The sequence below is a fragment of the Streptomyces sp. NPDC058195 genome (assembly GCF_042883525.1).
Lineage (GTDB): Bacteria > Actinomycetota > Actinomycetes > Streptomycetales > Streptomycetaceae > Streptomyces.
The window spans coordinates 1-21,461 of the sequence record NZ_JBHVVM010000040.1; the positions used below are offsets into that span (position 1 = coordinate 1).

The 21,461-nt window shown below is 68.9% G+C and carries 23 protein-coding genes; 14 read left to right on the top strand and 9 right to left on the bottom strand.

Annotated features, from left to right (window positions below; all coding sequences use genetic code 11):
* Window positions 1-240: 240 nt before the first annotated feature.
* The 7 genes from ACFVWY_RS32740 to ACFVWY_RS32770 all read right to left on the bottom strand — a co-directional run bounded on the left by ACFVWY_RS32740 (window position 241) and on the right by ACFVWY_RS32770 (window position 7,007).
* Entirely contained in the window at window positions 241-1,647 is a 1,407-nt protein-coding gene (locus ACFVWY_RS32740; protein WP_389878549.1) for a family 20 glycosylhydrolase, read from the bottom strand.
* Window positions 1,644-2,492 (bottom strand): PIG-L deacetylase family protein, encoded by an 849-nt coding sequence (locus ACFVWY_RS32745; RefSeq protein WP_389878550.1) that lies wholly within the window; start codon window positions 2,490-2,492, stop codon window positions 1,644-1,646. Before ACFVWY_RS32745 ends, ACFVWY_RS32740 begins: the two co-directional genes overlap by 4 nt.
* Entirely contained in the window at window positions 2,489-3,592 is a 1,104-nt protein-coding gene (locus ACFVWY_RS32750) for a sugar phosphate isomerase/epimerase family protein (protein ID WP_389878551.1), read from the bottom strand. The genes ACFVWY_RS32745 and ACFVWY_RS32750 overlap by 4 nt, the downstream gene beginning before the upstream one ends.
* 7 nt (window positions 3,593-3,599) lie before the next feature.
* Complete coding sequence (locus ACFVWY_RS32755) at window positions 3,600-3,884, bottom strand: hypothetical protein (protein WP_389878552.1); 285 nt, start codon at window positions 3,882-3,884, stop codon at window positions 3,600-3,602.
* Window positions 3,884-4,294: a hypothetical protein gene (locus tag ACFVWY_RS32760; RefSeq protein WP_389878553.1), complete on the bottom strand. Its 411-nt coding sequence runs from the start codon at window positions 4,292-4,294 to the stop codon at window positions 3,884-3,886. The genes ACFVWY_RS32755 and ACFVWY_RS32760 overlap by 1 nt, the downstream gene beginning before the upstream one ends.
* Before the next feature lie 380 nt (window positions 4,295-4,674).
* Window positions 4,675-5,580 (bottom strand): phosphotransferase family protein, encoded by a 906-nt coding sequence (locus ACFVWY_RS32765; RefSeq protein WP_389878554.1) that lies wholly within the window; start codon window positions 5,578-5,580, stop codon window positions 4,675-4,677.
* A 32-nt stretch (window positions 5,581-5,612) separates the two neighbouring features.
* Entirely contained in the window at window positions 5,613-7,007 is a 1,395-nt protein-coding gene (locus ACFVWY_RS32770; RefSeq protein WP_389878555.1) for a helix-turn-helix domain-containing protein, read from the bottom strand.
* 489 nt (window positions 7,008-7,496) lie between these two features.
* Between ACFVWY_RS32770 and ACFVWY_RS32775 the strand changes: the two genes are divergently transcribed.
* Complete coding sequence (locus tag ACFVWY_RS32775) at window positions 7,497-8,048, top strand: AAA family ATPase (RefSeq protein WP_389878556.1); 552 nt, start codon at window positions 7,497-7,499, stop codon at window positions 8,046-8,048.
* Between the two features lie 177 nt (window positions 8,049-8,225).
* Window positions 8,226-8,438 (top strand): DUF5999 family protein, encoded by a 213-nt coding sequence (locus ACFVWY_RS32780; protein ID WP_389878557.1) that lies wholly within the window; start codon window positions 8,226-8,228, stop codon window positions 8,436-8,438.
* Window positions 8,439-8,464: 26 nt separating this feature from the next.
* Here the strand turns inward: ACFVWY_RS32780 and ACFVWY_RS32785 are convergent, their stop codons facing one another.
* Together ACFVWY_RS32785 and ACFVWY_RS32790 are read right to left on the bottom strand one after the other, a co-directional pair.
* Complete coding sequence (locus ACFVWY_RS32785) at window positions 8,465-9,646, bottom strand: helix-turn-helix domain-containing protein (protein ID WP_389878558.1); 1,182 nt, start codon at window positions 9,644-9,646, stop codon at window positions 8,465-8,467.
* Between the two features lie 6 nt (window positions 9,647-9,652).
* Entirely contained in the window at window positions 9,653-10,090 is a 438-nt protein-coding gene (locus ACFVWY_RS32790; RefSeq protein WP_389878559.1) for an NUDIX domain-containing protein, read from the bottom strand.
* 171 nt (window positions 10,091-10,261) lie between these two features.
* Here ACFVWY_RS32790 and ACFVWY_RS32795 point away from each other — a divergent pair, with 171 nt between their 5' ends.
* The 12 genes from ACFVWY_RS32795 to ACFVWY_RS32850 all read left to right on the top strand — a co-directional run bounded on the left by ACFVWY_RS32795 (window position 10,262) and on the right by ACFVWY_RS32850 (window position 21,305).
* The gene (locus tag ACFVWY_RS32795; protein ID WP_389878560.1) at window positions 10,262-11,032 is read left to right on the top strand and encodes a TauD/TfdA family dioxygenase; all 771 of its coding nucleotides are present in this window, start codon (window positions 10,262-10,264) and stop codon (window positions 11,030-11,032) included.
* Entirely contained in the window at window positions 11,029-11,637 is a 609-nt protein-coding gene (locus ACFVWY_RS32800; RefSeq protein WP_389878561.1) for a hypothetical protein, read from the top strand. The genes ACFVWY_RS32795 and ACFVWY_RS32800 overlap by 4 nt, the downstream gene beginning before the upstream one ends.
* Window positions 11,638-11,783: 146 nt before the next feature.
* Window positions 11,784-13,598 (top strand): glycoside hydrolase family 15 protein, encoded by a 1,815-nt coding sequence (locus ACFVWY_RS32805; RefSeq protein ID WP_389878562.1) that lies wholly within the window; start codon window positions 11,784-11,786, stop codon window positions 13,596-13,598.
* Window positions 13,595-14,134: a hypothetical protein gene (locus ACFVWY_RS32810; protein WP_389878563.1), complete on the top strand. Its 540-nt coding sequence runs from the start codon at window positions 13,595-13,597 to the stop codon at window positions 14,132-14,134. The genes ACFVWY_RS32805 and ACFVWY_RS32810 overlap by 4 nt, the downstream gene beginning before the upstream one ends.
* 77 nt (window positions 14,135-14,211) lie before the next feature.
* Window positions 14,212-15,564, top strand: coding sequence for an ATP-binding protein (locus ACFVWY_RS32815; RefSeq protein ID WP_389878564.1), 1,353 nt, complete (start codon window positions 14,212-14,214; stop codon window positions 15,562-15,564).
* A 1-nt stretch (window position 15,565) separates the two neighbouring features.
* Window positions 15,566-16,012, top strand: a complete 447-nt coding sequence (locus ACFVWY_RS32820) for a roadblock/LC7 domain-containing protein (protein ID WP_389878565.1) — start codon at window positions 15,566-15,568, stop codon at window positions 16,010-16,012.
* A complete protein-coding gene (locus ACFVWY_RS32825) occupies window positions 16,005-16,361 on the top strand; it encodes a DUF742 domain-containing protein (protein WP_389878566.1) in 357 nt (118 codons plus the stop codon). Before ACFVWY_RS32820 ends, ACFVWY_RS32825 begins: the two co-directional genes overlap by 8 nt.
* Entirely contained in the window at window positions 16,342-16,950 is a 609-nt protein-coding gene (locus ACFVWY_RS32830; protein ID WP_389878567.1) for an ATP/GTP-binding protein, read from the top strand. Before ACFVWY_RS32825 ends, ACFVWY_RS32830 begins: the two co-directional genes overlap by 20 nt.
* Window positions 16,947-18,182, top strand: coding sequence for a cytochrome P450 (locus ACFVWY_RS32835; protein ID WP_389878568.1), 1,236 nt, complete (start codon window positions 16,947-16,949; stop codon window positions 18,180-18,182). Before ACFVWY_RS32830 ends, ACFVWY_RS32835 begins: the two co-directional genes overlap by 4 nt.
* A 49-nt stretch (window positions 18,183-18,231) precedes the next feature.
* On the top strand, window positions 18,232-19,434 hold the full coding sequence (locus tag ACFVWY_RS32840) for a cytochrome P450 (RefSeq protein ID WP_389878569.1): 1,203 nt from the start codon (window positions 18,232-18,234) through the stop codon (window positions 19,432-19,434).
* Window positions 19,435-19,533: 99 nt separating this feature from the next.
* Complete coding sequence (locus ACFVWY_RS32845; protein ID WP_389878570.1) at window positions 19,534-20,382, top strand: SAM-dependent methyltransferase; 849 nt, start codon at window positions 19,534-19,536, stop codon at window positions 20,380-20,382.
* 98 nt (window positions 20,383-20,480) lie between these two features.
* Window positions 20,481-21,305 (top strand): SAM-dependent methyltransferase, encoded by an 825-nt coding sequence (locus ACFVWY_RS32850; protein WP_389878571.1) that lies wholly within the window; start codon window positions 20,481-20,483, stop codon window positions 21,303-21,305.
* Window positions 21,306-21,461 lie beyond the last annotated feature (156 nt).

Consider the following 21,461-nt stretch of genomic DNA (forward strand, 5'->3'; position numbering starts at 1 on the left):
ATCGCTCGCCTCCACAACCTCACCCTCGCCGGATGACCGGGAAACAACGCTGATCAACCAGCATGCCGTAGATCATTTACGGGACAGCACTTAGGCAACGGATCTTGGTGTGAGTGGTGTTGTGACGGCGCCGGCCATCGTGGCGCCCATGATCCCGGTGTCGAGCACCGCAGCGATCTGCTGGTAGCTCTGGTTCTCCGGAAGGATACGTATGCGGCGGTCTTCGGGCGTCCGGAACCGTCAGGACACGGCGGTGTCCCAGGCCACCTCTCCCACCGGCGTCCAGGCCAGTCCCTGCCCGGTCCACCATCGGCCGTGACTGGCGACGCGGCGCGCAAAGTCGGCCCAGTCTCGGTCCTGCTGGGGCGACCAGGCCACCTCGGCGACGGCGGGCAGCCGCGGGAGCAACATGCGCTGGAGTTCGGCGCTCGTCGTGAGGGTCTCGGTCCACAGCGGGGCCTCGACCCCGACGATCGCGCCGTCCGGGAGGCCGGGCAGATAGCCGGCCGGATCCCAGTCGTACGCGTCGGGCAAGCCGATCCGCGCGGCCCAGTCGGTGCCGAGCGGTGTGTCGCCGTTGTACTTCATGTCCAGGTAGACGCGGTCGGCTGGGGACATCACGAGCCGGGCCCCGCCACGCGCGGCAGCCAGGACCGCCTCTTCGACCGCGGCACCGCCGTGACCGCGCGGGCGCCACACCTGGACGACGTCGACGGTGTCGGGTCCGGCGAGGGCGGCTTCGTCCCAGGCCATGGGCCTTTTGCCGTGGGCGCGTACGATGTCGCCAACCCGTCGCATGAAGCGGGCGTAGTCCTCGGCCCCGATGCGCAGCGCCTCGTCACCGCCCACGTGCAGCAGCGGCCCGGGGGTGAGCGCGGCCAGTTCCCGCACCACGGTGTCGACGAACTCGAACACGCGCTGCGATCCGGTGTCCACCTGGCTCAGCCCCACCTCCTGGACGGTGTACGGGAGGTGGCCGCTCTCGCCGGGCACCGCCAGGTTGGGGTACGCGGTGAGAGCGGCGTTCGTGTGGCCCGGCAGGTCGATCTCGGGCACGACGGTGATGTGGTGCGCCGCGGCGTGCGCGACGATCCGCCGGAAGTCCGCGGCGCTGTAGTGCCCGTCGGCGCCGCCCACCTTGGCGAGGCGCGGGAGGGCGCCGACGGCGATGCGCCAGCCCTGGTCGTCGGAGAGGTGGAGGTGGAGGTGGTTGAACTTGTATGCGGCCAACAAGTCGATGTAGCACAGGACTTGGGGGACGTCGAAGAAGTGTCGGGAGACGTCGAGCATGCCGCCGCGGTACGCGTACCGGGGCGCGTCCCTGATCTCGCCGAGGGGCGGCGCCTCGCCGAGCTGCGCGAGCGTGCGCACCCCGTGCAGCAGTCCAGCGGGGCCGCCGGCGGTGATGGTGACCCCGTCGGTGCCGGACACGAGCCGGTACGCCTCGGGGCCAGCCCCGGCACGGTCGTCGAGTCGCAGTTCGATGCGGCCGCCCGCCCCGGCGCCCGGCGCGACACCCCGCCCGTCGGTGTCGAGCCCGAGCAGCCGGGCCGCGGTCTCGGCCCCTTCCCCCACGACCCGGCGGGGCCGGGGCCCGGTGCCCCCGGCCCACGCGGTGTGCACGGGCCGGGGGATGAGGCCGGTCATTGCGAGACCGGCGGCAGCAGCGCCGCCAGCTCGTCCGGGGCGAACGCCCGCCTGCCGGGGGCAAACTGGAAGGACTCGGCGTACGCGACCTGCGCCGCCCGCTTCTCCCCGTACCGGGCGGTGAGCGCGTCGCGCATGCCCTCGCTCGCCTCGAACCAGGGGCTCCAGTGCTCCAGGATGTAGGCGCGGCGGCCGTCCCAGTCGTCGGCGGGCGGCACGGATCGCTCCTGGCCGTGGGAGGAGAACTCGTAGAACTGGCTGGCGTGCGCGTCGCAGCCGAGCAGCTTGCGCTCCAGGACGGGGGCCAGGTCGAGGGCGATGTCGTGGCGGTGCTGCTCCGCGGTCGCGTAGTCCGGCATCAGCAGGTAAAGCGGGGCCTTGGGCAGGGCGGGGACAGCGGGCAGGACGTTGTTCAGCTCGGTGAAGTGCATGGCATCGGCGAGGATCCGGCCGGCCGCGCGGTTGTCGGGGTGGCCGCCGCCGTCGGGGTGGAAGCCGACGACGACGTCGGCCCGCCAGCGGCGCACCGAGCGGATGACGCGTATGCGCAGGTCGAGCGTCGGCACCAGGGAGCCGTCATCGACGTCGTCGTAGATCTCGTACTCGGCGACGCCGAGCCGCTCGGCGGCGAGGTGGGCCTCGCGGGCGCGGCGGGCGACGAGTTCGGCGGCTCCGAGAATGGAGTGGCCGGCCGAACCGTTGGTCAGGGTGAGGAACTTGACGTGGTGTCCGGCCTCGGCGTACGCGGCGGCAAGACCGCCCGCGTACTCCTCGGGCTCGTCCGGGTGGGCGGCGACGACGATGATCTGGAGCGGGCGGGGGGCGGCGGCGGTGCGGGAGGTCAAGACGGCTCCTTCTGAGCGGGTGTTGCGGTGGCTTTGGTGGGCTGCGGTGCGGTCTGCAGGGCGGTGAGGTGGTCGGCTGAGCGGCGGATGAAGTCCAGCGCCCAGTCCTCGGTGGGCGGTTCGGGGTAGTAGGCGTCGAGGCCGGGCGTCTTGCCGGCCCGCATGCGCTCCTCGGACAGGTCGCAGAGGCGGACGAGTTCGAGGAGGTCGGACATCGGGAGGTCGGGGTGGGCGGCCTGCCAGCGCGGGTCGTGGAGCGGGATGCCGTTCCAGTCGCGGGCCATGGTGTTCTCGATGGTCAGGTTCAGCGGCGGCCCGTCGGCCCGGTGTGCGGCCAGGGCGTCGAGCACGGCGGCGAAGTCGATCACTCCGTCCCCGCAGGCCCGGATCTGGCGCTCCATGCCCGCGTCGGTGAAGGCGAGGACGACGTCGCGCATATGGGTCTGGTGGGTGTAGGGGGCGACGCGGCGGGCCGCAGCCACGGGGTCCTCGCCGCGGACGACGACGTTGGCGAGGTCGAGTGTGACGCCGACGGCGTCCGGGCCGACGGCCTCCACGAGCGCCACCACCTCGTGGGTAGTGATCTCCTCGTGGGTCTCCAGGTTGACCCGGCAGCCGTGGGCCCGCAGCACGGGCGCGAGACGTCTCAAATAGCGCTCGATCGCGGCGAGTTGTTCGTTCCAGGTGACATCGGTGCGGAACCGGTCGACGGCGCGCAGGCCCCAGCTGTGGCGCTGGTAGTTGGCCGTGTCGGCCCAGAGGTCGGTGATGCCGACGGCCGCCGCGGCCTCGATCATCCGGGTCATCCCGAGCAGGTGGTCGCCGTCGCCGAGATCGCGTACGGCGGTCTCCTCGGAGATGTTGTACGGGTTGACCTTGCCGAGACCGGCCTCCAGGTAGAGCCCGTCGGCGTCGGCCCGCGCCCGCAGGTCGGCGAGGCGGCCCGGGTCGAGGTCCGGGCTCATGTCGGTGATCTGCCGGAAGAAGACTCCGGCGTGTCCGAGCCGGCCTGTGGCGGCCAGCACCCCTTCGGGGCCGAGCCGTTCGGCGCCGGGGAACTTGCGTCCGCAGACGCCGACCCGCATCCGTGGGGCGTTCATACCGCGGTCACCTCCGGGGACATTGCGTACTGGTCGGCGGCCCGGTGGCAGCGGCTCCAGCGGCCGTCCGCGACCTCGGTGGCGCCGGGTTCCTCGGTGCGGCAGCGGTCCACGGCGAGCGGGCAGCGAACGGGCACCCGGTGGCGGCGGCCCCGGCGCGGGCCCGCTTGACGGGGACCGCGGCGCGGCGCGGGTCGGGAACCGAGCCGATGAGCAGGTCGGTGTAGGGGTGGGCGGGCCGGTCGACGACGGGGCCCGCGGGCCCGGACTCGACGACCTGTCCCGCGTACATCACGAGGATCCGGGCGCCGAGGTGGCGGGCGCTCGCGATGTCGTGGGTGATGTAGAGGAAGGCGGTGCCGCAAGCTGCCGGATGCGGAGATCTGCGGGCATTGAAAGAATTCTGGTGAGCTCCTCGGCCGCCCCTTCGAGCTGGTTGGTAGCGATTCTGGACTTGACGACGTCAATTCGGGCGAGGGCTTCGTCCCCGTACGAGCGCTCGTGAGCCGGGCCGTTCTCGTAAGCGGATATCGCTTCCTGGGCGTACCTTTCTGCCTCCTTGTATTCCCCGAGGAGGGTGTACGTTCCGCCCACGTAGTAGTGCTGCTTCGCTGTGGGAAAGGAGAGGATTCCCCCGAACTGGTCGAGGTGCTGGTCTGCGGTCGCGGGCTGCTGCTCTCGAGCGAGGCGCACTGTGTTCAAGGAGCTGAGGGCGAGGTCGCGGTTCCCGATGCGGGCCGCTGTCCGGGCCTGGATGGCGGCGATTCGTACGCGGGACTCGCCTGTGGGAGCGTTCTCGAGGGCGCCCTTGGTGTGGTTGACGGCTGAGTGGGGGTGGGCGGACCACTCGGCGATGAGTGCTGCTGTGCCCCGGGTCCAGGCCTTGAGCCCGTTGTGGTCGACGCGGTTCGCGAGTGTCCACGCTGTCTTGTATCTGCGCGTGGGCGGAGCTCTCGTCGCCGAGGGAGTGTTGCCAGCCCCCTGAAAGATTGGCCAGTTCGCTGATCAGTTGACTTGGGTAGCCTCGTTCGCCCCCTCCGCCCTGGTCCGACGGAGGGCCACATCTACCCTTTGTGAGCTCATTAGAGAATGTTCCATTGCAGAGACCTGTCTTGACAGCGAAGGCCGTCTACGCGCCGCGCAACTTCCTGGAGGCTACCTGGCGAATGGTGAACTTTCCGGGCATTCGTTGTGATCATCCGTAGCTCACGGATCGCGGACAGTGTCTCGAAACCTGACCAGTTCGTGACGTTCCAGCCGTAGGTCTCGGCGAAAGCCGAATGATGTGATTCACCATATCCGAAGCGCCGACAATGAACTTCCACAGTGACTAGATCCCACTCCGGTTGCCCGCTTGCCACGGTGTCCCAGTCACAGAGTACGGCGTCACCATTTCCGACATGGAGGGCATTCCGATGCTGCGGATCGCCTTGGATTATCCCTCCCGGGAGCTCGAATCTCACTGCCTGAAGGTCCGACTCAAGCCGGTCAGCATGCTTAGCGAGGAAGATCAGCGATTCCTCGGGAAGGCACGTGATCGCTTCGATCGACCGCCGGATTGCCGAAATGTTGTCATGGGCAGGCAGCGTCACAGGTGGCGTAGGCAGCGTGTGAAGTGCAAGAAGGGGCTTGGCCAGTTGTATAGCGGCGACTGGATGGGACGGCTGGTGCAGGTATTCCCAGAAGGTGATGGCGTGTTGGTCAACAACAACGGGCTGGTCGACCGGGTGCAGGGGAACGGTGGGGAATCCTGCTTCCAGAAGCCAGCGAACGAACGCGACCGTACGCGTCACGTCGTCTACGCGGGATCCGCGCCTTGCGATCTTGACAACAACCTTTTCCCTTTCGAGGAGAATGACCGCATTGGTGTGCCCTCGGAGCAATCGAGCGTCAGAGGAGTCAAGGCCAACGGTCATGCACCCTCGCTTCAGGAGTTGGTGCATTTCAGACTGCGAAAATCCGCCAGGAGCTAGAGACGTGTGTTTCATGAGCCCAGGCTCGCTGACAATACCTGCTGCTGTCACATCTGCCCGGGTGGCAGAGCGAGAATCTCGCGAAGTTCCCGTGCCGCACTGCTTGCTTGCGCACCAGGCGGCAGGGCTCCGATGACTTCACGGGCCCGCTCCTCCACGATCGACGTGCGGTGCTCGGGGATCATCCTGAGGTAGGTAGCACTCGCTAGCTGGCATGCCTCGGTTGGGTGCCGGTCATGCGCCAAGCACAGGGCTGCTTCGAAGTTGAGCAGTGCCGGATCGATCCCGGTCCTTCTCGGGTAGAGCAGGAGCGCCGCCTCCTGGACGCGCCGAGCTTGCCTGGTCCGGCCAAGAGCGGTCAAAGTCCCACTCTCGTAGAGCCGGAATCGTCTCTCCGGGAAGCCGAAGGCGTCATTGTCGATTGGTCCGCCAGCCCCGCTCTGCTCAAAAGCGATGGCAGCGTTCCGTAGGGCCGCTTCCGCACCCTCAACATCTCCCAGTTTCGCCAGGGCGCGTGCTTCCGCCGCAGAGGCGAAGGCCGCGGTCGCGCTGGGGCGGCCGCGACAGATGATCCGCGCCTCCCGGGAGAGAGTCACTGCAGCTTCCAGGGGCCCGTAGTAGAACGGAAGCATGGCGGCCTGTGCTCGAACTCGGGCTCGAAGCTCCGCATTGCCACTGTCGTCTGCGGCGTTACGCGCTGTGGCATACCAGCTCTGGGATCTGGTGAGGTGCCCCAGCTTCATGAGGGCATCGGCCATGAGAGTGGAGAGCACGGCCGTCAGTTCAGACAGCCAGACCTGAACCGCGGCTGGCTGCCGATGCCCAGCCAGGTGCTCAACCTCCGACAGGTGGCCAAGGAGATTCTTGATCATCGGTGCAGGCGGTGTATAGACGTACTGTTCTCGGGACCAAAATACCTGTTCATCGAGCAGGTCGAGTTGGGTCGCCGTGACGGTTCCCACCGCTAAGGTGCGGTCCACCAAGCGTCGAGCTGCATCGACTTGCTGTTCCAGCGAGTCGCCGGCGAATGAATCCTGGGTGACTGCTGCCAGCGTTGGGTGCTGTCCTGTCGGAACCAAGACCGGGGACGAAGTAGGCGCGAAACCCGCTGCGTGCCCAAGCCCCAGGTTCTGAGGCGTGCACTCGTAGAACTCGCACAGAAGCCTGACCGTCGCCGGACGTGGCTGGTGGCGATCAGTCTCCCAATGCCCCAACTGGTCACCGTCCACTCGGGGGCAATCCCTGCGTCCCGCTGCAAGAGCGTTCAATCCACCAGCAGCAAGCTTCAGCGTCAGGCCGCGGGCAAGACGGTGCGCACGCAGGCGGGACACAGCACAGTGGTCATGGATGGTCTGCGCGATCTCGCTGAAGGGCTCACCCTGGCGAGTCAGATCCACTCTTAGCCGCTTCGCGCAAGACAGACTATGAGGTGTGCGCTCCATCAAACCTCCTTGTCAGGACCGCTGCCCAGAAGACTAGTGGCTGCCCGGCAACAATCCTCGAAAATCAGTGACTTCACCATGAATCAGTGACTGAATCAGTGATCTCTCTCCTTCAAAGTGACTGATCAGTGAATCGTCACTGTTGCTCGGCGGCGGGCGCAAGGCAACCCTTGCAGACCTCAGAAGCTCAAGAGGCCGCTCATCAACCGGAAGTTGTCGTCCCGGTCCGTGAGCGTGCGGATGCCGTACCTGAACCAGAGGGCACGGCATCCGTCACTCAGATCCGGGAGGTTGAACGCGTTGACGGCATTGTTGAACCGGCAGTTGCAGAAGGCGTCGCCGCACGGTGGCCGGGCCGACCGGGATTCTCTGGAGTCTTCCTCCGCTGCCTTCAGACTCCGCCGACAGACCTGCCCGAGCTACCCGAGTCGCTACGCACATCAGCGTGGGCGGGTTGCGGCTGAAACCTCGGTGCTGACAGGAGAGTGCATGATCGTCGCCCTGGGCGGTCGCCCCCTCACCGGCAAAACCACCCTGGCAAGGATGCTGGCCAACGCTATGCCCGGCATCCTGCTCGACAGGGTGGCCCTGCAGCGGGCGCTCTTCCCGGAGCTGGCCACGGCCTCACCCGAGCTGAACGACAGGCTGTACGAGTGGCTCCTTCAGGCCGCAGCATGGCAGCTCGACAGCCAGCCGGGAGCTGTGATCGTGCTCGACGGCCGCCCCTTGACACGCAGACGAGATGTCCTGTCGCTGCGCAGGTTCGCGGCCGGCATCGGTCACCCGCTGCACATCGTCGAGTGCGTCTGTCCTGATGTGGTGGCTGCCCAGCGTGCCGAGCAAGCAAATGACCACGAGGCCCCGGTCGGGGGTCGGGACGAGTTGGCGGAGCTGATCCCGGAACCGAAGATTGCTGTCGACACCTCCCTGCCTACCGATCATTGCCTCGAGTTCGTGCTCGGAGAGATTGCCGGGGAGCGAGCGGGCGATCATTCAGAGTCGGCGGAAGAGTCGCGACTCCGGGGAGTTCGCGATGGATAGCTGCTGCAGCTTTACGCGCTGTCCCGGTCCCTAGCTTTCTCCATCAGGACCTGGCCACGATTGGTCCCGCTCTCTCGGCTCCGCTCCAGCACACCCTATGGAGCCCCGCCTACGACGAGGCCGCTCATGCCCGTCCACCGCGTCGTGTAGCCGCTCCTCCATGTAAGGACGTTCTCCATGTGCCGGCATTTCCCTCCCTGCCCCGCCGCCGACTCCAGTGACCGTGACGCCGCCCGCTTGACTGCGCACCACCCCGAGCAGGGCTGGAGCCAGTTGTGCAACGGCGTCGTCCTCTTCGAGGACACCGGGGAGCTGCTGCCCGACGGTCGGGCCATCGCGCCGCGCCGCCCCACGGCGACGTTGGTGGCTCCGCAGCTGCGGGAGGGGTAGCGGTGCTCGGGTATGTAGCACGTCCGCTAGGCCGAGATCTCGGCTCGGAGCTGGGACAGGGCCTGGGCGGCTGTGTGGTTGACCTCCGGCAGGGCGGCCGCGCTCGTTCGGACGACCCGCTGGAGTTGGTGCGGGAGTCGCTGGGCACGGGCCTCCTTTACCGCTTGGGTGAGCAGTTCGGCGGCTCCCTGGCGGTCTCCGCCGAGCAGGCGGACCTTTCCGGTGGTGATGAGCTCGATGACGCGCCATTGCGGTGCGATTGCCGTGGTAGGTGCTGGTGCCCCTCGCTCGGCGTGACGTATGGCCGCCCGGGTGCGGCCGGTGCCGAGCAGGCCCCTCAGCTCAATCTCGTGGAGGGCTACGGGGTTGACGAGGCTGGTGTGGTCGACCTGGTCGAGCAGTGTCTTCGCTTCCTGGACGGTCCGGTCGAACAGCGGCATGTTGCCGAGGTCGCCGACAGCGCGGGCGAGGAGCGGCAGGACCGCAGCCCGGCTTACGGGGTTGGGAGCGAGGGCCGCGGCTCTGGCAAGGCGACTGACGGCGCCGCCGGTGAGGCCGGCTTTGCGGAGTTCGTTGCCGTGCATACGCAGAGCTGTGGTGGTCAGCACGGGGTCGTCGAGGTATCCGACAACGCCGAGGCTTTTGGCCGTCCAGTGGGCGGCGGTGGCAAGGCGCTCTTCGGGAAGGACGTTTCCCAGGGCGGTGCCGAGCCCGAGGCGGGCGTCGGCGAGCAGTCGGAGTGCTTCTCGCTCGGTGTGCCCGTCGCGGGCGCGGGCTTCCAGGCGGGCGACGAGCGGCCACAGCTCGTCGACGGCTTCAGAGGCGTGTCCGGTCTGGCGTGCGAGCTCGGCAAGGCGGACGGTGGACTGACCGAACTGGAGCATCGCCTGGAAGTCAGTGTCGGTGAGGTCGGTGACGCCCAGGACGTGGGGGGACAGCGCGAGGCGGCTGGCGATGTGGCGCAGCGCGGCGACATCGCTGAGGCGGCGTTTGCCCAGCTCGATCGCGGAGACGTATGTCTTGTCGTAGCCGAGGAGGGCGCCGGTCTCAGCCTGGCTCTGGCCGCTGACGCGGCGGTGGAAGCGGATGATCGCCGCGAGGTCGCGGCTGGCGAGGACGCGCTGGGCTTCCGGTGTGGCCCACTGCCAGGCCGTGTACCGGTGCGAGGGCTGCAGCTTTTGGGGGCTGCTGTTGCGGTGCGTGGGCATGCGCGGCTACTTCTTGCGGGCGGTGTAGGTCGCGGCGACGGACCTCTTGTAGCCGTCAGGCATGGTCAGTGCGGGCACTTCGTGTTCGCTGAACAGGCCGATGCGCGAGTGCTCGTGGCTGACGACAGGGATCTGGTCTGGCGTGAGGACTGTGCAGGTGTAGGTGAGGATCAAAACTCTGCGTCCGGGAAGCGGTTCGTAGATCCACGTGTCCAGGAGGCTTCCGGCTCTTACCTTCCAGCCGGTCTCCTCCAGCAGTTCCCGTTCGACGGTCGCTTCGGGGCTGTGGTCGGCGGGGTTCGATCCGGTCGGCGGGCCGATCTCCAGGCGCCCGCCGGGCAGTTCCCACTCGTCCCGCTCGTTGTGCAGCAGGAGAACGCGCGCGTTGTGGTCCAGGGCCACGGCCTTGACCGAGACCGGCCAGAGCGAGGGTCGGTACGACATGCAGATCCCCTGGGGGCGGCGAGCGGATCGGTCCCCCGGACCGTAACAGGTCACTGCTGCGGCTGCGGAACGCGCGCCCGGATTGTCCGAGTCGACAATCTGTCGCTTTACCAGGCCCGGCTTCCCTCCGACTCTGATCACTCTGTGTCCGACTCTCCGAGGAGTACCGCTGTGCTGACGTGTGCCCGTCCTGCCGGACTTCAGTCCCTCCGGGAGCAGCCGATAGTCCCGGGCAATGACGCGGTTGTCGATCTGCTGCGCGAACGCGGTCTGGTCATGGTCGGCGGTCTGTGCTCCCAGGAAGCCGTTCTCTCGTTCTCCCGCCGGTTCATGACCCTGGTGCAGCACCGTGACAGCGGTCCCGACGGTCTGACGGTGATCCAGGACATCGGAGAACGAGCGCAGCTGCCCGGTCTGGCGGGTCTGGGGTGCGGTGACCTTGCCGCGCACACCGAGGGGTCGAGTATGGGCGAGCCGCCGCGGCTCCTGCTGCTGGTCTGTCTGGAGCAGCCGGACAGTGGAGGGGAAGTGGTCCTGACCGATGGGCGGGACGTGCACGCGTTCCTGTCCCGTAGGTACCCGGAGGCTGTGGAACTCATGAGCCGGCCGGGTGTCGCGTACTACGGCGATGGTGGAGGACGTCCGTCGCGGATATTCACTCACCACCCCGGCGGTCGGATTTCCGTTCGATTCCGGCAGGACGCGCTCGCGCAGTTCAACCCGGTGGTGCAGCACTGTCTGCCGCGCCTTCGCGAAGCCATCGAAGCCAGCCAGCGGGTCGTTGCCTTGTCTCCGGGACAGGGATACCTGCTCGACAACTATCGCTATCTCCACGGACGCAGAGCCTTCCGAGGAACGCGCGTGTGTCTGAGAGCCCTGGGAATACCGCGCTTCGCTCTCCGGCCCGGGTTCGACGCATGTGCTGACAGGAGGAATCGGTGAATTCCTATGCGAAATGGCCCCCGCTGGCCAGGGACACTCAGGCGCTGGTCACCGCCTACGAACAGGTCCTGAACTGGCTACTCCGCGTCGAGAATTCGATCGTGTCTGCAGACCGAGCCATCGCTGAACTGACGACGGACCCCAACACCCAGCTGGCCACGTACTGCTCGGCCTTCGATGCCGTCACGGTGCCGCACGCCGTCGGCATGGAGGCGATGGTCCTGTTCGGCCGCCAAAAACTGGGACCTGTGCCCTGCCTGGTCGCGGACTCGAGTCACGTCGTCCTCCTCGTCGAAGCGGGGACCGGACGGCCGCTGTCCGATCTGGCGGATTCCGTGACCGTCGCAGCGGGCCCCGGCGAGTCGCTGGCACTGCCTCCCACGACCGGGCTGCGCTGGGACACATTTCCCTGGAGTACCCAGGACTCCGCACCCTGTCCTCTGCCCGGGGGGCCATCCCTCCGTCCATGCCTGGCCGACGCGCTTCGCCTGCACGCTGGCGCCTGCGTTCCGTCCCCGCCTCTTGCCCCCGCATCTGTCGGTGCATCGTCCGAGATCTCCCGCCAGGGGGCCTTCCCGCCGCTGTCCTCCGCCAGGACGACGTAAACGGGCTCCCGGCCGTCTCTCAAGACGGCCACCGGGGCCGCGGCGGCAGCAACCGCTGTTTGCCGCCGCGGCCCCGGTGACTCCTCATCCATTCTTTCGCGATCCGCCCGGTGTTCCGGGCTCTCCCAAGCTCAGATCGGAATCCCATGCACCGCCGTATCGAGGACTACGCGCTCATCGGAGACATGCAGACTGCTGCCCTGGTCTGTCGTGACGGTTCGGTGGACTGGCTGTGCCTGCCGCGGTTCGATGGCGACGCAGTATTCGCCGGGATGCTTGGTGCCGAGGATCACGGCTTCTGGCGGATAGGCCCCTTCGTCATGGAGGGCGCGCCGGCGCCGTACGCCGACCGGCGCCGGTACCGCGGCGATTCCCTCATCCTGGATTCCGAGTGGGAGACCGCTGACGGCACGGTCCGCGTCACTGACTTCATGCCGCCCCGCGACGGGACGCCGCAGGCCATCCGGATCATCGAGGGTGTGTCCGGCAGCGTGGACATGGTCTCGGAGTACTGCCCACGATTCGGGTACGGGCAGCACCTGCCCTGGATCTACGAGTCCGACGGGCGCACAGTCGCGGTCAGCGGCCCCGACGCACTCTGGCTTGCCATCCCTGCCGAGGCGGAGAGCACGGAGAAGGACGGAACGGTGCGCAGCGCCTTCACCGTTGCCGCGGGCGATCGGCTGGTCTTCACTCTCGGCTGGCAGTCCTCCCACCGCGGGGCTCCCGATCTGCCTGACGGTTTCGCGGCTCTTACGGCGACGGAGGAGTTCTGGCGGGGCTGGGTCGCGCAGTGCACGTATGAGGGGCCCTACCGCGAGGCGGTGGTCCGTTCCCTGATCACGCTGAAGGCCCTGACGTACGCGCCGACCGGCGGGATCGTCGCCGCGCCCACGACGTCGCTGCCGGAGGAGATCGGCGGTGTGCGGAACTGGGACTACCGCTTCTGCTGGCTGCGTGACTCGGCGAACACCTTGTCCGCTCTGCTGCTCACCGGGTACGGGCAGGAGGCCGAGGCGTGGCGGCGGTGGCTGCTGCGGGCGGTGGCCGGTGATCCGGAGCGGCTCCAGATCATGTACGGGGTCGGCGGTGAGCGGGAGATGGCCGAGCGGGAGCTGTGCTGGCTGCCGGGGTATGAGAACTCGCGTCCGGTCCGGATTGGCAACGGTGCGGTTCACCAGCTCCAGCTGGATGTGCCCGGCGCGGTCGTCGAGACACTGTTCACAGCTCACGAGCGTGGTGTGGCGCGGTGCGACGAATCGGCCGTACTGATTGAACGGCTGGTCGGCTACGTCCGGCGGCACTGGCGGGAGCCCGACGACGGGATCTGGGAGGTGCGCGGCGGGCGGCGCGACTTCGTGCACTCCAAGGTGATGCTGTGGGTCGCGGTCGACCGGGCGGTGCGCTTGGTGGAGGACGGGGTCCTGGAGATGGACCTTGCCGAGCTGATGGCGCTGCGCGCGGAGATCCACGCGGATGTGTGTGCGCGGGGCTTCGACCCTGAGCGGAACACGTTCACCCAGTCCTACGGGTCGCGGGAGCTGGACGCCGCGCTGCTGCTGATACCCGCGGTCGAGTTCCTGCCGCCGGACGACCCCCGGGTGGTCGGCACGGTCGACGCGGTCATGCGGGAGCTCGCCACGCCCGACGGCCTGGTGCACCGCTACCGCACTGCCGGGCCCGAGGCCGGCGCCGATGGTCTGCCCGGGGACGAGGGGACGTTCCTGCTGTGCTCGTTCTGGCTGGTCGACGCGCTCGTCCTCACCGGCCGACGCGCCCAGGCACAGGCCCTGTTCGAGCACTTGCTGGAGCTGCGCAGCGATGTGGGTCTGCTGGCCGAGGAGTACGACCCGGTCGCTGGGCGGGGGCTGGGCAATTTTCCCCAGGCCTATTCGCATCTCAGCGCCGTCCTGAGCGCGGTCCGGCTGGCCGGGACCGAGCGGGAAGCGAGTGCGGCATGAGTGTTCTGCCCGTACTCGACCTCACCGACGATCTGCTGGGGACGGGCCGACCGGCCGGTGTGGTCGGCCAGCGCATGCCCGTCCAGCAGATGCTCCTGCCGGGTGTGACGGTGGGGTTCGGCAAGGAGCCCCCGGTCCGTGTACCGCCGGAGTTCGACGCGGTGCGGATCGGCCTTGGCGTGGCGCTCCCCGCGCTCAGATATCTGCTGGACACCGGCGCGCGGGTCGGCCCGTGCCTGGTCTGCCGCCAGCACAGCACCGTGCTCGTTCCGGTCCCCCTGGGGACCGCGGGGCGGTGGACGGCCCCCGGCTCCGAATGCCGCCCCAGCGCCACCCTCAACACTCTGGCTCTCGGTTCGAGCTGCCCGCCCGCGTGCCCTTCACGCTTCTGGATCACCTCGCACAGCCGCGGTAATAGCGCGGCGACGACCGACGGGGACCGGTTGGGCCATGGGTTGCACCATGCGATGGCCCTGCGGCGGTCGCCCGCGGTCCGCGACGGGAGATGTCCGGTCAGCGAGGCACGCTGCGCCTGATCACGAGAGCCGGAGCCGCGGCGACGAGATGACGAGACGTATGTCCGTTCAGGATTCTGACTGATGACGAGAGATCCATGACGATTCAGATAGCCACCCTCAGCGTCCTCCTCGCGGGCGTGCTGGTTTTCGTGGTGCGACTGAGCCGCTCCAGAGCAGAGGCTGTGCGCGCCCTGGCCGAAGCGGAGGAAGCCCGGCAGCAGGAGAAGGACCGGGCCGACACCGCGGAAACGAAGCGGCGCGAGGATTTGGTGTGGGAGGAGAAGCAGGCACACAAGGCGCGGGTACGGCACGAGGGTCTGCTGCGGGCGCTGCGTCAGCTGGTGGATGTGGACTTGCCAGCGGCCCTGCGCGGGGAGGTCGCGGTCGCGGGGAGCAGCGCCGTCGCCGATGAGGAGGTCGCCGCGGTGGTCGGGCAGGCTCTCGAACTGGCGGCGGCCGCCGGGAAGGAGGCCGCGGACCTGGAGACGGTCCGGCTCGCCGTGGTCGCTCTGGCGCGGCGGGTCCAGGCGGCCGCGCACCGGTCGCAGCAGCGCGTGGCCGGGTTGAGTGACGAGAACCCCGGCAATCCGTCTGTGACAGAGGCGTGCATGCGTCTTGACCATCTGGCCGCGCAGCAGGCCCGTCAGGCGGCCAGTCTGACGGTGCTGTGCGGTGAGGCTCCCGGTCAGCAGTGGACGTCGCCGCTGGCTCTGGTGGATGTGGCCCGGGCGGGCAGCGGGCGCATCGAGCCGTACTCCCGCGTCGATGTGGTCGGGGACCAGACCGTGGGGGTTGTCGCGGAGGCGGCCGAGGGCCTGATTCACATGGTGGCCGAGCTGCTGGCGAACGCGGCCCAGTCGTCGCCGCCCTCCTCGCGGGTGATGGTCCAGGTCACCACGGTGCAGCAGGGGGCGATCATCCAGATCGACGACTGCGGGGATGGTGTGACTGAGCACCAGCTGGCCGAGATGAGCGCGGTGGTGTCGGGCAATGTCCGGCGTGGGATCGCGGATCTGGGCGAGGTGCCGCAGATGGGCCTGGCCGTGGTTGGTGAGTACGTGCGCCGGCTGGGCCTGCACGCCGATGTGCAGATGTCGGTGTACGGGGGGCTGCGGGCGGTGGTCCGGATTCCCGAGCGCCTGGTGACGGAACTGCCGCTCAGTGTCCCTGCCGGGACGGCAACGAATGGCAGGGGCCTGGAAACGCGTGCCGCGAACGAGCAGCCCGGGGACCTTGATGGTCGTGGCCGGCACGCGCGTTCGGGAGGGCTTCCCACGCGGCGTTCGCGCCGCGGTGAGGCGGCACAGGTGGAGGAGACCGCCGCGCCGGAGGCTGTCACGGCGTCGGACGAGACGCCCGCGGCGGCCGGCGAGTGGATGAAGAACTACTTCGCGCCCGGAGAGCCGGCTGCGGATTCCAGTGACACGCACGGACCGAAGGGGTACTGACATGACGGCATCGACGGACCACGTGAATGATCCGGACTGGCTGCTGGGACCGATTCCGGAATTGCCGGGTGTACGTCACACCGTGCTCGTCACCAGCGACGGCCTGGTCAAGGCTCACTGCTCCGCCACGAACAGGGAGTTGGCGGAACGGACCGCCGCGTCGGTCTCCGGGCTGCAGTCCCTGGCAAAGGCGCTTGCCCGCGAGTACTCGTCGCCCGCCGTTCCTGAGGACGGCGCTCTCGTGGACGCACGTCCGGGCCATCAGGTGATCAGCATCACGGACGGTTGCATCTTCCTGCGGCCGGTCAAGGGGTCGGCCGTGCTCGCCGTGGTCACTGGTCCGGAGGTCGACCCGGGCCTGATCGCCCAGTTCATGCAGGAGCAGGTGCAGAAGGTGGGCGCTGCGATGACATCGCGCGCCAGGACCCCTGTCCCCGAGCATGGCTGACGTCGGGGAGGGCTACCAGGACCACCCCCTACGGCCCTATGTGCTCACGGGTGGCCGTGCCGAGGGACGCCTGCTCCGTGTCGAGGCGCTGCTGGTCGCCACGGGGTCAACCGCTCCGCTGCCGCCGACGGCGAGCCGTCAGACGCGGCAGCTGCTCGAGCTGTGCTCCCGGATGCATTCCCTCGTGGAGGCCGCAGCCCTGCTCGGGCTGCCGGTCAGTGTCGTCAGTGTGCTGGCCGCTGACCTCGTCGTTTCCAACCATCTGAGCTGGCGGGAGCCCATCCCCAAGGCTGACGCCGCCGACCGCGATCTGCTGCTTGAGGTGCTGCATGGTCTCCAGAAACTCTGACCGCTCCGGACTTCCCGCGACGACGACCAGCGCGGTCAAGATCCTCATTGCCGGTCCGCTCGGTGTCGGCAAAACGACTCTGGTGGGGTCCGTCAGCGAGATCACCCCGCTGCGCACCGAGGAGCCGATGACGGTCGCGAGCGTCGGAATCGACACCCCCAGCAGCCCGGCGAAGACCCACACGACCGTCGCGATGGACTTCGGGCGCATCACGGTGAGCGACACCACCGTTCTGTATGTGTTCGGCACGCCGGGGCAGCAGCGCTTCTGGAAAATGTGGGAGGGCCTGGCCGAGGGGGCCATAGGTGTGGTCGTCCTGGTCGACACCCGTGACCTGGCAGCCAGCTTTGACGTGATCGGCGAGCTGGAGGTGCACAAGCTGCCGTTCATCGTGGCGGTCAACGTCTTCCCGACCACACAGAAGCACACCCCCGAGGAGCTGCTGGCAGCACTGGACCTGCTACCCGGGACGCCCGTGGTGGAGTTCGCGGCCACCGACCGGAAGTCGTCGGTAAACACCCTCATCACCCTCGTGCAACACGCGCTCGGCTCGGACCTGTCCGCACCTTCTGTCCAGGAGACCGTATGACGACCCCGCCCTTGGCCTGCCTCGCGCACACGGCCGGCCGGCCGCTCCCGCTGTCCGGCATCACCGCCAGCACCAGCCTTCCGGACACCTACGCCCAACTGTGGGATGAGTGGGGGCCAGTGGCCCGTGTTGAGCTCGAGCCGGGCGTGAACGCCTGGCTGGTGATGGGGCACCAGGAGCTGCGGGCGCTCGTCCGCAACGAGCGGGTCTTCAGCCGCGACGCACGGAACTGGGCGGACTGGATCAACGGCGTCGTCAAACCCGATTCCGGGCTGGGGCCGATGATGTTCTACCGCGACAACGTCATCGGCGCCGACGGTCCCAAGCACCGGCGCCTACGCCGCCCGCTGGACGCCGCCCTGGCCGCCGTCGACCACCGCCAGGTACGCCGGGCGGTGGAACGCACGTGCCGCGAACGCATCGAGGTGTTCCGGCACCGCGGACATGCGGACCTGGTCGGTGAGTACTCCCAGAGCGTCGCGCTCCTCGCGCTCGCCGAGATGTCCGGCCTCAACCCGCAGGAAGGCCAGGACCTGCTGGCAGCTCTCGCCAAGCTGTTCGGGTCGGCCGATGACTCCCAGGAGGGCAACCAACAGTTCGAAGCCATCCTCGCCCAGCTGATACACGCCCGCCGGGCCGCCCCGGGAAAGGACCTGGCCACCGCCCTGGTCCAGCACCCCGACCTGCGCTCCCACAGCGAGATCCTGCAGTCCCTCGTCGTGCTCATCTCCGCCGGACAGCAGACCCTCTCTGCCTGGATCTCCCGGGCCCTGTGGCTCATGCTGACCGACCCCCGGTTCGAAAGCCGGCTGCGCGGTGGCCGCCTCGGCATCGACGACGCCCTGGACGACGTCCTGTGGCGCGACCCGCCCATGACCCACTTCCCCGCCCGCTACGCCCTGATGGACACCGAGCTCGGCGGGCGGCGGATCGCCCGCGGCGACGCCCTGATCCTCGGCCTGGCCGCCGCGAACGCCGATCCGCGGATCCACCCCGCCGGCATGGAACGGGAGATCGGGAACCGTTCCCACCTCGGATGGAGCGCGGGCCCGCACCGGTGCCCGGCCGAGACACCAGCCCGGCTGATCGCCCGGACCGCCGTCGAACAGGCCCTGCACGGACTGCCCGGCATCCGGCTCACCGGCACCGAATCGACCGCCCCGTCCCCCTGGATGCGCCACCTGGCATCCCTGCCCGTGGGCTTCACCCCGACCACCAGCCCCACCACCTGAACCGACCAACCAGTCCGCCCGCTCTCGCACCGTGCACCGGAGGTAGACCATGACAGCATCACACCGCACTGCACCGCACGTCCCTGTCCTGCGCCTGGACCCGACCGGCAAGGACCACCAGGGCGAAGCCGCACGGCTGCGCGAGCTCGGACCGGTCGTGAAGGTGATCCTGCCCGGCGAGGTGGAAGGCTGGGCCGTCACCACGCACCGCCTCCTCCACGAACTGGTGGCCAGCAACTCGGTCAGCAAGGACTGGCACCGGTGGACGGCCCTGCGCACCGGCCGGATCCCCGACGACTGGCCGCTGACCGGCATGGTCAAGGTCACCAACATGGTGACCGCCGACGGCGAGGGCCACCACCGCCTGCGCAGAGCCGTCACCCAGGTCCTCACACCCCAACGCGTCAGGGCCATGCGCCCGCAGATCACCACCCTCGCCCACCAGCTCGTCCGCGAACTGCCCCGCCACGCCGGCCCGGACGGTGTCGTCGACCTGCGCGCGCACCTGGCCTACCCCCTGCCCATGGCCGTCATCTGCGACGTCATCGGCATCCCCGGCCACCACCGGCCCCAGATGAGACACCTGGTCCAGAGCATCTTCGACACCACCGCCTCACCCGACGAGGTCATTTCCACCCAGCACCTCATCTACGCCCTCCTCGACCACGTCGTCGAGGAACGCCGCACGACGCCGGGCAATGACCTCGTCAGCGCCCTGATCTCCACCCAGACCGACAACCCGGACATCCTCAGCCACACCGAACTGACCGGCACCCTCTGGCTGATGATCTCCGCCGGCCACGAGACCACCCTCAGCCTCATCACCAACGCGCTGCGCGCCCTGCTCACCCACCCCGACCAGCTCGGCCTCGCCCTGAACTCCGACACCGATGTGTGGCCCGTCGTCGTCGAGGAGACGCTGCGCTGGGACGCGCCGATCGGGAACTTCCTTGCCCGCTACCCCACCGAGGACCTTCGCATAGGCGGCGTGACAATACCCGCCGGCGAAGCCGTCCTCGCCCCCTACAGCGCGGCCGGCCGCGACACCGCCCAGCACGGCGCCAACGCACACGAGTTCGACCTGACCCGCGTCCAGGAACGGCACCTGGCCTTCGGCGGCGGCCCCCACGTCTGCCTTGGGGCCCCCTCGCGCGGATGGAAGCCGCCGTCGCCCTCGAAGCCCTGTTCACCGCTTTCCCCGGCCTGTCCCTCGCCGCACCGCCCGACTCCCTGGTGCCCGTGCCGTCCCTGATCTCCAACTCCGTCCAGACCCTCCCCGCCCGCCTGAACGAGGCCCGCGCATGAACCGCCCCGCCCTCACCACAACCACACCCGCCCAAGGAGCCCGGCCGTGAACGCCCCCGCCCTCACCGCCCCCACGGGCCTCGGCGTCCCTGCGGGCATCACACCGTCCAGTGCCCGGCTCACCCACTGGCTCCTCGGCGGAGAACACCATCACCACCCCGCCGACCGGCTCCTGGGCACCGGCATACTCAAGGCGGCACCCTGGTTCGAAACCGCCGTCGAGACCGCACGCCGCTACGCGCACACCACCGTCCGCATGCTCACCGGCCGCGGAATCAAGCAATTCGTCGACCTGGGCAGCGGCCTGCCGACCCCCAACCCGCGTCTGCCGCCCACCTCCGTGTCCGCCGGCCCAGCCGCAACCGTCCTCCACATCGACGCGGACCCGTACGTCATCCGGCACGGCCCTGGCCTCCTGCCCGACGGAACCCGGCACCGCTTCCTGCACGCGGACCTGCGGAACATGCACCAGATCCTGCGGGAACTCCCGCTCCACGGCCTCGACCCGGCACAGCCCACGGCCTTCCTGATGCACAACGTCCTCGAGCAGATCCCCTCCGGCGCCGACGCCCGCGCGATCGTGACCCCGGTCCTCAGCCTGGCACCACCCGGCAGTGTCCTCTCCCTCACCCACGCCACCGCGGACCTGTGCCCGGACGGCTCGGCCGAGACCGCCGCCCGCTGCTTCACCACGGCCGGACTGCCCATGCAGCTACGGACCGCCACGGAGATACGCGGCCTCCTCGAACCACCAGCCCACCGCGCCTGGCACATCCGCGCCCCCGGCATCACAGCCGCGGCCGCCTACCACGCCACCCACACACGCACGCCCGCCCCCGCACATACCAGCGGCACCTACGCGGCCATCCTGGTCCACCCCGACGCCCCCCGCTGACCTACCAGACCAGCCGTGTCCGCCCCGGTGGTTCCCCGGCCCCTCCTACGTCCCGGGGAACCACCGGCCCAACATTCACACAAGAAGAGAGCCCACGCGTGACGACCCTCATGTCGGCGATGGACCGCGCTGTGACGGGCATCGCGCCGTCGACTGCCAGAATCATCCACTGGCTGCTCGACGGCGAAGGCCTCTACCATCCCGTCGACCGTGGTCTGGGTGCTGGCGTACTTGAGGTGGCGCCTTGGGCCGGGAATTCCCTGGAGGCCGCCCGTACCTACGCGCACGCCACCATCCGAGTCCTCCGAGCCCTCGGCTACAGGCAGTTCGTCGATCTGGGCAGCGGCCTGCCGACGCCCAGCCGGCGCTTCCCCCACACCGTCGCGTCCGCCGCGTCCCTCGGCCTGGACTTCAAGGTCCTCCACATCGACGCCGATCCGTACGTGATCAAGCACGGCCCGGGCCTCCTGCCCGACGTCTTCCAGAGCCACGGCTTCAGGCGAGCGGACCTGCGGGACACCGGTCAGATCCGTCATGCCCTTACGGCCTCCGACCTCGACCTCGAGCAGCCCACCGCGTTCCTGCTGCACAGCGTCCTGGACCAATTCCTCTCCGCCGCCGCCCGCGAGATCGTGTCCTCCGTCCTCGCGCTGGCACCGCCCGGCAGTGTCCTCTCCCTCACCCACGCCACCGCGGACCTGTGCCCGGACGGCTCGGCCGAGGCCGCCGCCAGGCTCTACACCAAGGCCGGACTGCCCAACCGGCCGCGAACCGCCGCGGAGGTACGCGATCTCCTCAAGCAGCCGGACCACTCCTCCTGGCTCATCCGCAACCCCGGTATCGCATGCGCAGCCGATTACCCCTCGCCGGACCAGGCGCACGCGTACGCGGTCATCCTTCAGCACGCCGACGCCTTGTGCTGACTACCCCGACCACGCTGGGTCCGCATGACGGACACAGCCTCCCCGGGGAACCTTTCCGGCCGTGCGGCCAGGCCACGTGCCGCACCACGAGGCCGGAAAGGCAGGCGCGCCCCGCGCCCCCGGTGGTCTCCCGTCCTACCCCCGGGAGGCCACCGG

What these genes read in the sequence shown, in the direction of transcription:
- ACFVWY_RS32740 (WP_389878549.1), bottom strand. Translation starts at nt 1,647, where the DNA reads ATGACCGGCCTCATCCCCCGGCCCGTGCACACCGCGTGGGCCGGGGGC.
- ACFVWY_RS32750 (WP_389878551.1), bottom strand. Translation starts at nt 3,592, where the DNA reads ATGAACGCCCCACGGATGCGGGTCGGCGTCTGCGGACGCAAGTTCCCC.
- ACFVWY_RS32755 (WP_389878552.1), bottom strand. Translation starts at nt 3,884, where the DNA reads ATGTACGCGGGACAGGTCGTCGAGTCCGGGCCCGCGGGCCCCGTCGTC.
- ACFVWY_RS32765 (WP_389878554.1), bottom strand. Translation starts at nt 5,580, where the DNA reads ATGAAACACACGTCTCTAGCTCCTGGCGGATTTTCGCAGTCTGAAATG.
- ACFVWY_RS32770 (WP_389878555.1), bottom strand. Translation starts at nt 7,007, where the DNA reads ATGGAGCGCACACCTCATAGTCTGTCTTGCGCGAAGCGGCTAAGAGTG.
- ACFVWY_RS32775 (WP_389878556.1), top strand. Translation starts at nt 7,497, where the DNA reads ATGATCGTCGCCCTGGGCGGTCGCCCCCTCACCGGCAAAACCACCCTG.
- ACFVWY_RS32780 (WP_389878557.1), top strand. Translation starts at nt 8,226, where the DNA reads ATGTGCCGGCATTTCCCTCCCTGCCCCGCCGCCGACTCCAGTGACCGT.
- ACFVWY_RS32785 (WP_389878558.1), bottom strand. Translation starts at nt 9,646, where the DNA reads ATGCCCACGCACCGCAACAGCAGCCCCCAAAAGCTGCAGCCCTCGCAC.
- ACFVWY_RS32790 (WP_389878559.1), bottom strand. Translation starts at nt 10,090, where the DNA reads ATGTCGTACCGACCCTCGCTCTGGCCGGTCTCGGTCAAGGCCGTGGCC.
- ACFVWY_RS32805 (WP_389878562.1), top strand. Translation starts at nt 11,784, where the DNA reads ATGCACCGCCGTATCGAGGACTACGCGCTCATCGGAGACATGCAGACT.
- ACFVWY_RS32810 (WP_389878563.1), top strand. Translation starts at nt 13,595, where the DNA reads ATGAGTGTTCTGCCCGTACTCGACCTCACCGACGATCTGCTGGGGACG.
- ACFVWY_RS32815 (WP_389878564.1), top strand. Translation starts at nt 14,212, where the DNA reads ATGACGATTCAGATAGCCACCCTCAGCGTCCTCCTCGCGGGCGTGCTG.
- ACFVWY_RS32820 (WP_389878565.1), top strand. Translation starts at nt 15,566, where the DNA reads ATGACGGCATCGACGGACCACGTGAATGATCCGGACTGGCTGCTGGGA.
- ACFVWY_RS32825 (WP_389878566.1), top strand. Translation starts at nt 16,005, where the DNA reads ATGGCTGACGTCGGGGAGGGCTACCAGGACCACCCCCTACGGCCCTAT.
- ACFVWY_RS32830 (WP_389878567.1), top strand. Translation starts at nt 16,342, where the DNA reads ATGGTCTCCAGAAACTCTGACCGCTCCGGACTTCCCGCGACGACGACC.
- ACFVWY_RS32835 (WP_389878568.1), top strand. Translation starts at nt 16,947, where the DNA reads ATGACGACCCCGCCCTTGGCCTGCCTCGCGCACACGGCCGGCCGGCCG.
- ACFVWY_RS32840 (WP_389878569.1), top strand. Translation starts at nt 18,232, where the DNA reads ATGACAGCATCACACCGCACTGCACCGCACGTCCCTGTCCTGCGCCTG.